General features: G+C 76.8%; 13 protein-coding genes. 1 reads left to right on the top strand and 12 read right to left on the bottom strand.

Annotated features, from left to right (window positions below; translation table 11 throughout):
- Nucleotides 1–9: 9 nt before the first annotated feature.
- From ACFVVO_RS07930 to ACFVVO_RS07920, 3 genes are all read right to left on the bottom strand, one after another.
- Nucleotides 10–1698 (bottom strand): GAF domain-containing protein, encoded by a 1689-nt coding sequence (locus ACFVVO_RS07930; protein WP_390053358.1) that lies wholly within the window; start codon nt 1696–1698, stop codon nt 10–12.
- A 146-nt stretch (nt 1699–1844) separates the two neighbouring features.
- On the bottom strand, nt 1845–2057 hold the full coding sequence (locus ACFVVO_RS07925; protein ID WP_390052718.1) for a hypothetical protein: 213 nt from the start codon (nt 2055–2057) through the stop codon (nt 1845–1847).
- Between the two features lie 122 nt (nt 2058–2179).
- The gene (locus ACFVVO_RS07920) at nt 2180–3061 is read right to left on the bottom strand and encodes a universal stress protein (protein ID WP_390052717.1); all 882 of its coding nucleotides are present in this window, start codon (nt 3059–3061) and stop codon (nt 2180–2182) included.
- A gap of 282 nt (nt 3062–3343) precedes the next feature.
- On the opposite strand from ACFVVO_RS07920, the gene ACFVVO_RS07915 reads away from it, so the two are divergent.
- Nucleotides 3344–3748 (top strand): Hsp20/alpha crystallin family protein, encoded by a 405-nt coding sequence (locus ACFVVO_RS07915; protein WP_390052715.1) that lies wholly within the window; start codon nt 3344–3346, stop codon nt 3746–3748.
- Between the two features lie 66 nt (nt 3749–3814).
- Here ACFVVO_RS07915 and ACFVVO_RS07910 read toward each other — a convergent pair whose 3' ends face one another.
- From ACFVVO_RS07910 to ACFVVO_RS07870, 9 genes are all read right to left on the bottom strand, one after another.
- Nucleotides 3815–4435, bottom strand: a complete 621-nt coding sequence (locus ACFVVO_RS07910; RefSeq protein ID WP_390052713.1) for a V-type ATP synthase subunit D — start codon at nt 4433–4435, stop codon at nt 3815–3817.
- Complete coding sequence (locus tag ACFVVO_RS07905) at nt 4432–5841, bottom strand: V-type ATP synthase subunit B (RefSeq protein ID WP_390052712.1); 1410 nt, start codon at nt 5839–5841, stop codon at nt 4432–4434. Before ACFVVO_RS07905 ends, ACFVVO_RS07910 begins: the two co-directional genes overlap by 4 nt.
- Nucleotides 5838–7535, bottom strand: a complete 1698-nt coding sequence (locus ACFVVO_RS07900; protein ID WP_390053356.1) for a V-type ATP synthase subunit A — start codon at nt 7533–7535, stop codon at nt 5838–5840. Before ACFVVO_RS07900 ends, ACFVVO_RS07905 begins: the two co-directional genes overlap by 4 nt.
- A 221-nt stretch (nt 7536–7756) precedes the next feature.
- The gene (locus ACFVVO_RS07895) at nt 7757–8266 is read right to left on the bottom strand and encodes a hypothetical protein (RefSeq protein ID WP_390052710.1); all 510 of its coding nucleotides are present in this window, start codon (nt 8264–8266) and stop codon (nt 7757–7759) included.
- Nucleotides 8266–8490: a V-type ATP synthase subunit F gene (locus ACFVVO_RS07890; protein WP_390052708.1), complete on the bottom strand. Its 225-nt coding sequence runs from the start codon at nt 8488–8490 to the stop codon at nt 8266–8268. The genes ACFVVO_RS07895 and ACFVVO_RS07890 overlap by 1 nt, the downstream gene beginning before the upstream one ends.
- A gap of 2 nt (nt 8491–8492) precedes the next feature.
- Nucleotides 8493–8906 (bottom strand): ATP synthase subunit C, encoded by a 414-nt coding sequence (locus ACFVVO_RS07885; protein ID WP_390052706.1) that lies wholly within the window; start codon nt 8904–8906, stop codon nt 8493–8495.
- Between the two features lie 4 nt (nt 8907–8910).
- Nucleotides 8911–10335, bottom strand: coding sequence for a V-type ATPase 116kDa subunit family protein (locus ACFVVO_RS07880; protein WP_390052704.1), 1425 nt, complete (start codon nt 10333–10335; stop codon nt 8911–8913).
- Nucleotides 10322–11248, bottom strand: a complete 927-nt coding sequence (locus ACFVVO_RS07875) for a hypothetical protein (protein ID WP_390052702.1) — start codon at nt 11246–11248, stop codon at nt 10322–10324. The genes ACFVVO_RS07880 and ACFVVO_RS07875 overlap by 14 nt, the downstream gene beginning before the upstream one ends.
- Nucleotides 11245–11460, bottom strand: a complete 216-nt coding sequence (locus tag ACFVVO_RS07870; protein WP_390052701.1) for a hypothetical protein — start codon at nt 11458–11460, stop codon at nt 11245–11247. The genes ACFVVO_RS07875 and ACFVVO_RS07870 overlap by 4 nt, the downstream gene beginning before the upstream one ends.
- Between the last annotated feature and the right edge of the window lie 51 nt (nt 11461–11511).

The following is an 11511-nucleotide window of genomic DNA, read 5'->3' as shown; positions in this document are numbered from 1 at the left end:
CCCTGATGGTCACGGGGCCAGCGGCACGGCCCACTCGACGACCGTGCCGCTCGGCTCGTTCGCGGACAGGGCGAACGTGCCGTCCATCTCCTCCGCGCGCCGGCGCAGATTGACCAGACCGCTGCGCCGGGTGACCGCCGGATCGATGCCGCGGCCGTTGTCGGCCACCCGCAGCCGCAGGGCGGCGTCCGTGACCTCGACCCCGACGTCGACCGACGTGGCGTGCGCGTGCCGGGCCGCGTTGGACAGCGCCTCGCCCAGCACGGCGAGCAACTGCTCGCCCTGCTCGGCGGAGACGACGGTGTCCAGCAGCCCGGTCATGCGCAGCGCCGGGGCGAAGCCGAGCGACTCGATGGCCCGTTCGGTGGCCGCGACCAGCTGGGCGCGCAGCCCGCTGCCGCGTCGCGCCTGGTCACGCTCGCGCAGGGCGTAGATGGTGGAGCGGATGATCTTGATGGTGTCGTCCAGGTCGTCCACCACCCGCTGGATCCGCTCGCTCGCCTGCGGCCGGTCGGAGACCCGGCCCAGGGTCGACTGCAGCGACAGCGCCCCCGCGAACAGCCGCTGGATGACCAGGTCGTGCAGGTCCCGGGCGATCCGGTCACGGTCGTCGAGCACCACCATCCGCTCGGTGTCCCGCCGGTGCTCGGCGACGTCCAGGGCCAGCGCCGCCTGGTTGCCGAACCCGGTGACCATGTCGCTCACGGCGTCGGCGAAGAGGGCACCGCCGGGCAGGTTCGCCACCTGCAGCACCCCGCGGATGTGCTCCGGGGTGCCGAGCGGCACGAAGAAGGCCGGCCCCAGCTCCACCACCGAGGCGCTGCCGCCCTCCGCGCGCGGATCGGCGCTCAGGGCGTCGCTGGTGATCGTCTCACCCGAGATGAAGACCTTGGCGGCCAGTGCCGAGGGGGGCAGCACCAGGCCGCTGACCTTCTCGGCCCCCGCTCCCGAGGCCGCCTCGATGACCAGCTCACCGCGGTCGCCGACCGGCACCGCGAGGGTGACCAGGGCCGCGCCGGCCACCTCCCGCACCTTCGCGGTGAAGGACTCCAGCACCGCCCCCGGTTCGGCGCCGGACAGCAGGCTGCGGGTCAGGTCGTTGCTGGCCGCCAGCCACCGCTGCCGGCGCTGCGCGTCCTCGTACAGCCGGGCGTTGTCGATCGCCACGCCGGCCGCCGCCGCCAGGGTGCGCAGCACCGCCTCGTCGTCGGTGTCGAACTCCGCGCCGCTGCGCTTGTTCGTCAGGTACAGGTTGCCGAAGATCTGCTCGCGGACCCGGACGGGGGCGCCGAGGAAGCTGTTCATCGGCGGATGCCCGGCCGGGAAGCCCACGGATGCCGCGTGCCGGTGGAGGTCCGCCAGCCGCAGCGGCTCCGGGTGACGGATGAGCAGGCCCAGGATGCCCTCGCCGCGCGGATAGTGCCCGATGCGGGCGATGGTCTCCTCGTCCATGCCGACCGTGACGAACTGCTTGATCGTGCCCTCGTCACCCACCACGCCGAGCGCGCCGTACTGGGCGTCGACCAGGGTGACGGCCGACTCCACGATGCGGTGCAGCACCACTTCCAGGTCCAGGTCCGAACCGACGGCCAGGACGGCTTCGAGCAGCGTGTGCACCCGGTCCCGTGCCGCCCGTACCTGCGCCACCTGAGTCTGAAGATCGTCCAGCAGCGCGTCCAGACGCAACTGCGGGGACATCCCGGATGCCTCCGCCTCACGCCCGTCCTGCGCGCGCTCGTCCACTACGGCTCCCCTCACCGTTTCACCGACTCACCCCCCAGGATGCCCGACCGGCCGGGGGCGTTCCACGGCAGCCCGGGGCTCCGCCGGGCGGGGCGGCGCCCTCAGCCGAACAGGCTCGGTACGCGGATCGTCCGGACGTGCCGCCATGTGCCGCCGGGCAGCAGCATCCACTCACCCGACGCGCCCCGGGACCCCCGGGTGACGTGACCGCCCTTGGCGCGCACGGCCTCGGAGCGTGCGGTTCCACGGGACGGCAGCCGGGCGCCGCAGCGCTCGGACTCGATACGCGGCAGGGTTCGGACACGCTTGCTCACTGTTCCTCCCGGGGTGTGCGGCGGACCGTGTCACCCGCCCGCGCTCCTTCGCGGGCCGCTGTGCCGTGCCGACCGGCGGGGCATCGGGGTCCGCGGCCGTCCACGGACCCGTCCGCCCCGGTTCACGCCGGCGGCGACGGAACGACCAGGACGGGGCAGCGGGCGTGGCGCAGCAGGCCCTGACTGACCGAGCCCAGCATCATGCCCGTGAAACCGCCGTGCCCCCGGGTACCCACCACCAGCCCCAGCGCGTGGGCCGAGGCGTCGGCGAGCACCGGCACGGGATGCCCGGTCAGCAGCTCGTGGCGCAGGTCCACCTCCGGATAGCGGGCCCGACGGCCGGCCACCGTCTCGGAGAGCAGCCGCCGGCACTCCTGCTGCGCCGCGTACTCGTCGAAGATCCGCAGCGGCCCCGGCTGCCAGACGTACAGCGCCCGCAGCTGGGCTCCGCGCAGCGCGGCCTCCTCGAACGCCAGGTCGACGGCGACGGCGGAACGCTCGCTGCCGTCGACGCCGACGACGAAGTACGCGGGCTCCTGGGTGACGTGCTCCGGCTCGGGCACGACGACCACCGGGCAATGCGCGTGGGCCGCCACCGGCAGGGCGACGGCGGCGGAACCGAACACCTCCTGGGTCCGGTTCAGATGCCGCGAGCCCAGCACCACCGCCGTGGCGTCGCGGCTCTGTTCGCACAGCACCCACACCGGGTCGCCCTCCGCGAGCAGCGGATCGACGGCGGCGTCCGGGCAGCGCGCGGTGACGAAGTCCACGGCGTCGTCGAGCACCTGCTTGCCGGCCCGGTGCAGCGCGTCGTTCCACTGCTCCCAGGACGACGGGACATCCGGCGCCTGGGTGCCCCTGGTCGGCACGCCCTCGACGTGCACCGGGCGCAACGGGACCCGCCGCCGGCCCGCCTCGTCGGCCGCCCAGGCCAGGGCCATCCGCCGGCCCGGGTCCGGATCGACGCCCACCACGACCGGCCGGCGGTCAGCGGAGCCGGCCATGGCCGCGTCCCTCCTCCGCGGTGGCCGGGGCCGGGGGCCGGGGCAGCACGTTCATCGTCCTCGCCTCCTCGCGACGGTGGCACGGGGGGAGAACCACCGCTCCTTCCATGGAAGTCCCGGTACGGCCGGACTGCCAGTGCCAGGAGTCCCCGGCCACCGGCGCCGACGTCGGAAAGGACCCAGGGGCCCGGAAGAAGGGCTGTTCGGCCTACGCGCGACGGGGCCGCACGCGCTGCACTGGAGGTGTCGGCAGACCCGACGACCGCCGAGGAGGTCACGGCGATGGCCACATTGACACGCAGGCAGAAATTCCCGTTCCCGGACATGCCCGACTGGTTCGAGACGATTCCCAGCAAGTTCACGATGCCCGCGGTGCGCATCGAGGACTACACGGAGAGCGGCCGCTATGTCATGCGCGCCGAGCTTCCGGGCATGGCCCCCGAGGACATCGACGTCGTCGTCGGCGAAGGGGTCCTGACGGTCCAGGCCGAGCGCACCGAACGGGACGTGGACAAGAACCACAGCGAGTTCCGGTACGGCGCCGTGAGCCGCAGTGTGACGCTGCCGCGCGGCGCCGACGAGGACGACGTCACGGCCGACTACACCGACGGCGTGCTCACCGTCAGTGTGGGCCTGGGCGCCGAGAAGGCGGAGGCCCGGCACGTCGAGATCCAGCACAAGCACTGACGGGCGATCCGTCCCCGGCCGGCGGGCCCCGCGCGGGCCCGCCGGCGCCTGCCCGCTCCTCTCGCGTCACCGGACGGCGTGCGTCGCGGCCCAGCGGCGCCGCACCGCCTCCTCGTGCTCCGCCTCCTCCAGGGCCAGCTCCACCGCCGCCAGCTCCCGACGCAGCCGGGGGATCCAGTGCCGGCGCAGGGCCCGGACCCGCTGCCGGGTCCGGGCGGCCTCCGCGGCGAGCAGATCGGCGGCGGCCCGGTGGACGGCGTGTTCGGCGGCGGCCCGCACGGCGGCCCGGTAGGCCGTCTCGGCGTGCGCCAGCGCGGTGTTCGGCGGCGCCGGCTCCTCCGGGGCGCGCACCGGGTCCGTCCAGGACAGGGCCGCCGGATGCCGTACGCCCATCAGCGCGTCCCACCGCACGCCGACCCGCGCCCGGTCCGCCGGAGCCGCCTCGGCCGGCGCCCGTTCACCGCCGAGCAGCAGCCCGCGCACCAGCCAGGTGTCCGCCTCGGCCAGCCGCTCCCGCCAGACGCGGCCCGCCTCCCCGGCCGCCGCGCGCGCCGCACCCTCCCGGTCCAGCAGCAGCCGGAGCTTGCGTTCCAGCAGGTCGGCCCCGCGCTCGGCGGTCGCGAGGCCGCGGCGCAACCGCAACCGGCCGGCCCGCCCCACCGGCACCCGGCCCCCGCGCCCGCTCACGGCGTCCCCGCCCCGTCCGCGCCGCCGGCGGGCGGGGGCCGCCGGGCGTCGAGCAGGTCGGCCGGGAGCATGCCGAGCTGGCTGCGCGGCAGCGTCAGCAGCACCTCCCAGGCCCGGTCCAGGGACTCGTCCAGCGAGCGGCTCTCGGTCATGTCCTGGGCGAGGAACCGCTCCCGGAAGGCGTCCTCCAGGTCCAGATGGCGCAGATCGGTCGGGGAGAGCGCCGGCCGCCCGATCAGGTCGGCCAGCTCCCGCACCTGCCGCGACCGGGCGAGCGCGGCGATCAGCTGCGCCGCGACATCCGGATGGTCGGCGCGGGTCCGTCCCGCCCCGGCGCCCTTGCGCATCATCCGCGACAAGGAGGCCAGCGGGTCGACCGGGGGATAGGTGCCGGCCGCGTGCGCCTCGGCGGACAGCACGATCTGGCCCTCCGTGATGTAACCGGTGAGGTCCGGCACCGGATGGGTGATGTCCCCCGCCGGCATGGTCAGCACCGGCAGGACCGTCACCGAACCCGGTCGGCCCCTGATCCGGCCGCACCGCTCGTAGAGGGACGCCAGGTCGCTGTACAGGTACCCCGGATAGGCCCGGCGGGCGGGTATCTCGCCGCGCGCGGCGGACACCTCGCGCAGCGCCTCCGAGTAGGCCGTCATGTCGGTCATCACCACCAGCACATGGCGGCCCTCCGTGAACCCCAGGTGCTCGGCCACCGTCAGGGCGATGCGCGGTGTCAGCAGCCGCTCGATCACCGGGTCGTCGGCGGTGTTGAGCAGCAGCACCAGGTCCCGCGCCGCCGAACGCTCCGCCAGCCCGGCCCGGACGAACGCCGCGTCGGCGTGGGTGAGCCCCATGCCGGCGAAGACGACGGCGAACGGCTCGCCCCCGCAGGCGGCCTGGGCCGCGATCTGCACGGCCAGTTCCAGGTGCGGCAGCCCGGCAGCGGAGAACACCGGCAGCTTCTGTCCCCGCACCAGGGTGGTGAGCACGTCCACGGCGGCCACGCCGGTGAGCACCGGCTCGTTCGGCGGCTCCCGGCGCACCGGGTTGATCGGGGTGCCGCCCACCGCCGCGTCGGTGGCGCCCAGCACCGGCGGGCCGCCGTCGGCGGGCTCGCCCCGCCCGTCGCAGACCCGGCCCAGCCAGCCGGCGCCGACCGGGACGCGCAGGGGCGCGCCCGAGAAGGCCACCCGGGTACGGGTCCGGTCCATGCCCGCCGTGTCCTCCAGCACCTGCACCACGGCGAGGTCCCGGTCCACCTCCAGGACCAGCCCGTGCCGTCGCTCACCCGAGCCGACCGCGATCGTGGCGAACTCGTCCCAGCCCACCCCGCTCACCCCCTCCACGACCACCAGCGGGCCGCGCAGTTCCCGCACCCCCGTGTACTCGACGTCCGGGGACCCGCTCATGGCGCCGCCCGCCCGAGCCGGTCCAGCACGGTGTCGCGGGCCCGGTCCACCGGAGCGGTCTCGGCGGGCCCGGCGGTCTCCCGGGCCCGCAGCAACGGGGTGAAGTCGACCGCCTCGACCGCGTCCGCCCCCGTACCGCCGTCGACCAGCTCAAGACAGCGGTCGATCACCGACAGCGCGGCCTCCACGAGCGCCGCGGTCTTCCCGGGCGCGCTGTAGGCGTCCGCCGGTGACAGCGCGCTCTGCTGGATCACCGCCTCGCGCAGCAGCCGTCCGGCGAGCACGCTGATCCGCTCACGGGGCGGCAGGGCCGTGACGCCGACCAGCCCGACGAGGTCGGCCAGCCGGTCCGCCTCGGCGAGCAGACCGGCCACCCGGGCCCGCCGGCCCGCCCACCCGGGATCGCCGGCCCGAGCGTGCGCGGCGGCCAGCGCGGCCGCGTCCCGGGAGAAGGAGTCCACCCAGGAGACGGCCGGGTAGTGGCGGGCGTAGGCGAGGTCCCGGTCCAGGCTCCACAGGCACCGTACGAACCGCTCGGTGTGCGCGGTGACCGGCTCGGTGCGGTCACCGCCCGGCGGGGACACGGCACCGATCACCGTGACGGAACCGGAGGCGCCGCCGAGGGTGCGCACCGGGCCGGCCCGCTCGTAGAACGCCGCCAGCCGGGAGGCGAGCCCCGCCGGATAGCCCTCCTCGGCCGGGAGTTCGCCCATCCGGGAGGCGAACTCGCGCAGCGCCTCCGCCCAGCGGGAGGTGGAGTCGGCGATGACGACGACGTCCAGGCCCATGTCGCGGAAGTACTCGGCGACCGTCGCGCCCGTGTGCACGCTCGCCTCGCGGGCCATCATCGGCATGTTGGAGGTGTTCGCGATCGTCACGGTGCGCTCCGACAGCCGTCCTCCGGTGCGCGGATCGGCCAGCTCGGACAGTTCCTCGATGACGTCCGCCATCTCGTTGCCGCGCTCGCCGCAGCCGACGTAGACGATCACGTCGGCGTCGCACCACTTGGCGATCTGCTGCAGCAGCATGGTCTTGCCGGTGCCGAAGCCGCCCGGCACGGCGACCGTACTGCCCCGGGCCACCGGGAACAGCAGGTCGACCGCGCGCTGCCCGGTGTGCAGCGGCTGGTCGGCGGGCAGCCGCCCGGCGGCCGGCCGGGGTCTGCGGACCGGCCAGCTCTGCGCCATGCGCACGCCGTGCCCGTCCACCTCGGCGAGCACGGCGTCCGCGCGGTACTCGCCCGCCGCCGCGACGCCGGTCACCGTCCCGGCCCGGTCGGCCGGCACGAGCAGGCTCAGGCGCACCCGCGCCCCGATCTCCCCCAGGACGTCACCCGCCGCCACCCGGGCGCCCGCGGCCACGCGGGGCACGAACGGCCAGGCGCGCCGGTCCGGCGCGCCGCCCTCGGCACCGGGCCGCAGCAGGTCACCGGCGCCGGACAGGGGCCGCAACAGGCCGTCGAACACCCCGCCGAGCAGGCCGGGGCCGAGCACGACCGACAGCGGGCGGCCCAGCGGTTCGGCGGGCTGTCCGGGTGCCAGGCCGCCCGTGTACTCGTACGCCTGGACGGTGGCCGTGTCGCCGTGGACGGCGACCACCTCACCCGGCAGCCCGGCGGTGCCCAGCGAGGCGAGATCGTGCATGGCGACCGCGGCGGGGCACTCCATCTCGACCAGCGGCCCGGCGACCCGCAGGACGCGGGGCCCGCCGCCGCGCCGGTCTGGGGCCGGGGCACCGGGCGGGTCCGGAGTGCCGCCCGCGCCTCGGTCCGGGGCATCGGTTGGGCCTGGGGCCGGGGTGCTGGGCGTGCCCGATCCTGGAGCGACAGGTGTGCCCGGGTCCGGAGTGCCGGGTGCGGTGCCGGGCCGTCCGCGTGTGCCGTCGCCGACCGGAGTCCGCCCGCCGCCCGGGCCGGTCACGGCCGCTCCCACAGGCGCTCGGCCAGTGCGCCCGTACGGTCCAGGGCCCGGTCGGCGAGGGCGTCCGCCGACAGGTCGACGCGGCGTCCGGGCACCTCGGCTACCACCCCGCCGCCCGGTGCGTCCGTGATGCGCGCCCGCGCCCCCAGCAGGGCCCGCGCCGCCGCCACCAGCCGGTTTCGCGCGAGGGCGTCCTCGGTCAGTGCCCGCCGCACACCAGCGCGGACCCCGGCCCGCAGGTCCGCGTAGACCTCGGCGCGGGCGGCGAGTTCGGCGGCCCAAGCGTCCTCGGCCGCCCGTATCCGCTCACCCGCGGCCGAGGCGGCCCCGTCCGCCGCGCCGGCCTCGCGGGCCGCCGCGAGCACCCGGTCCGCCGTGCCGTGTGCGAGACGCAACGTCTCCTCCGCGTCGGCCCGCGCCCGGTCCAGCGCCGCCCCGGCCTCGGCGCGCGCCGCTCGCAGCAGTTCGGCGCGCACCGGTTCCAGCGCGTCCACGGGCGCCGCCATCACGGCATCACCACGGTCAGCGGCCGGGACGGATCCGGCTCCGTCACCCCGGCCCCCAGTGCCTCGGCGGCCGGTGCCGTGAGGATCACCAGGGCGACGGTGCGCGGGAGTCGCCGCCAGGCCCGGCGGACGTCGTCCGGATCCTCCGCGACCAGCACGTCGACCCCGGCAAGGGCCAGCCCGCCCACGTCCGTGCGCGCCCCGATGGCGGCCACGGTGCCCATCGTCAGGCCTTTCCGATCAGCAGGATCGCGACCACCAGCCCGTATACGGCGATGCCCTCCGCCAGGCCGACGATCACCATCGCCCGGCCGAACATCTCCGGGCGTTCGCTGAGCGCGGCCAGCGCGGCGGCACCCGTGTAGGCGACGGCGATGGCGGCCCCGATCGAGGCCCCGGCCACCGCGATGGCCGCCCCGATCAGGGCGGCGCCGCCCACGCCGCCCGGCGCCGCCGCCTGCGGCGAGGCCTGCGCGGGTGACGTGAGCGCCGTGACCAGGACGGCACAGGCGCCCACCAGCAGGGCGAGGTTGGTGGCCAGCAGCCAGCGCACCGCGTGTCCGGGCCGGCGCCGGCGCAGCAGTCCCACGGCACCGAGCACCGCGAGGAGGACCGGCAGGACGATCAGCCAGGTGAGCATGGGATCACCTTCGTAGCAGCGCCTCGGCACGTTGCGCCGCAGGGACGTGCCAGGGACGGAACGGACGGCCCTCCGTCTCGAAGAGCCGGGAGAAGAGCTCGTAGAACGCGAGCCGCAGCGCCTGCACCCCGGCCACCAGCGCCTCCAGGCCCAGGGAGACGGCCGTGCCCACGGTGAACAGCACCACCGCGCCCGCCACCCCGCCCACCCCGCGGCCGGCCAGCGCGGTGGTGCCGCGCCACACCAGGTCGGCGAGCGCGGCGTGCGTGAGGCCGAAGGCCGCGAGCCGCGCGAACGACAGGGTGTTGGTCCCCGCGCGCACGACCACGTCGAAGAGCCGCACGGCCGTCTCGGCCACCCCCGCGCCACCGCCCGCCGTGGCCCGGAACAGGCCCGACGCCAGCAGCGCCAGCCCGGTCGCGGAGAGCGCGGCTCCGGCCACCACCGGCACCCACGCGTCCAGCACCAGGCCCGCCGCGGCCGGCGCCAGCCCCAGGTAGAACAGCAGCCCGGCACACCCGGACGCCGCGTACAGCCCGGTCGCCCAGCCGTCCTCACGCACCCGGTTCACCGCGCCGGCGGCGTGCGCGAGGGCCAGCAGCCCCGCCCCGAGCACCACGGCGGCGGTCAGCAGCCGGGCGGGGCTCTCCAGCGGGGCCAGCCACAGCACGGGCAGCAGGCCCGTCGGCCCGAAGAACTCCCCGTAGGCGGCGCCCGCCAGCATCGAGGCCAGCCCGGCGCCGGCGAGGAACGGCCACAGCCGGCGCAGCGGTACGAGCCGCCGGGGCCGGCCGAGGCGCAGCGCCATCGCCGCGAGCAGCAGCAGCGCCCCGTGCCCGACGTCGCCGAACATGATCCCGAACATCGCGACATAGGCGAGGCCCGCGGGCCACGAGGGATCGAGATCCACGTACCGCGGTGTGCCGTACGTCGTCACCAGCGGTGTGAACGACACCCGTCCGGCCTGCCGCAGCAGGGTCGGGGGATCGGTGCCGCGCGGCGTCGGCAACGGCACCAGGGCACCGCCCGCCGCGGCCAGCCGCCCCGCCACACCGGGCACCTCGGCCGCCGGGCACCACCCGGCGAGCGCGGCCACCTCACCCCGCCGTACGGCGCTCCCGGCGCGTTCCTCCAACTGGGCCTCGCCGGCCAGCAGCCCCACGCCGTCCCGCTGTTCCAGCCGGTCCAGGTCGGGCGCGGCGACGGCCAGAACGGCCGTGTCACCGGTCTCCGGAGCGGCCGGCCCGGCGCGCCCCCGCAGCCGCCGCAGCCGCAGCGCCGCGGGGCCCGGGGCCGCGTCCTCGGCGTGGTCCAGCTCCACACAGCCCGCCTCGGCGATCCGCACCAGCGCGTCCCGCAGCGCCGCCCGGGGCACGACCACCGCCACCCGGCGCATCCGGACCGGTGTCATCGGCTCAGGCCAGGGCATCGAACGCCTCCCCGACCCGGCCTCCGCGCGCCGCCGACTCCAGCGCGGCCCGGACCCGCCATGCGTCCACGGACAGCACGGCGACCGCGCCGACGACCGCGCGGGGACCGTACCGGACGTCGCGCAGCATGGCGGCACCGTCGTCCCGGAGCGTGCGCCACCAGCGCACCTCGGCCCGCCACAACGCGCCCGGCTCCCCGGCATCGGCCAGGAGCCGGCGGGCCGGGGCGGGCAGCAGGTCGCGGAACCGCGGATACGAGGCGGCGTCCGCCGCCCGCGTCCCCAGCAGCCGGGCCGCGTCGCGCCGCACCGGCTCCGTCAGCGGCCGCTCGTGCACGAACAGCTCACGCGCCGTCAGCAGCGCCGCGCGCCCCACCGCCCAGCCGCGCGCCTGGGGCACCGTGAGGGCGGTGCGCCGCGCCGCGGCCATCCGCATGCCGGTGAGCACGGCACCGACGGAGTCGCCCCCCGGATCGCCCCAGGCGGAGGCGGCCAGTACGGCACGCAGGTCCGCGCCGGTCCCCGCGCGTTCCAGCCGCCGCCAGGCGGTCTCCAGGGCGCCGAGCCGGTACGGCTCGGCGGGGCCCGGGCCGCGACCGTCAGCGGCCAGCCGGGCGGCCACGTTGGCGACCTCGAAGCCGCAGGCCAGCGGCACGAGCAGGCGGGCCCCGCCGCGCGGCAGCCAGCCCGCCAGCACCCGCAGATGCCACAGCAGCGTGGCGGACACCGCCCGCTGGGCCTCGGGCAGCCCGGCCGCCGGCGGCGCGTACCTCCCGTAGGGCGTCACGGCCAGCTGCCGCAACGCCTCGTCGAGGCCGGTGCCGGCCGCGAGCTCCCGCGCCCCGGCGGTGCCCGCGCAACGTTCGGCTAGGGCCCGGGCCCGGACCGTTCCGGCGACCCATGCGGCGCTCATGGCGCTCGGCCCGCCCCGGTCGCGTCGGCCACCGTCGGATGCACCAGTTCGGGCAGCGGCGGCGCGGGCTTCCGGTGCGGCGTTCCGGCCGGCTGCCGCAGGGCTTCGTCGAGGCCGGTGCCGGCCGCGAGCTCCCGCGCCCCGGCGGTGCCCGCGCAGCGTTCGGCGAGGGCCCGGGCCCGGACCGTTCCGGCGACCCATGCGGCGCTCATGGCGCTCGGCCCGCCCCGGTCGCGTCGGCCACCGTCGGATGCACCAGTTCG

It is taken from the genome of Streptomyces sp. NPDC058145 (assembly GCF_042884245.1).
Classification (GTDB): domain Bacteria; phylum Actinomycetota; class Actinomycetes; order Streptomycetales; family Streptomycetaceae; genus Streptomyces.
Note: the sequence above shows the minus strand (reverse complement) of the source record. Positions and strands in the feature narration are given on the sequence as shown.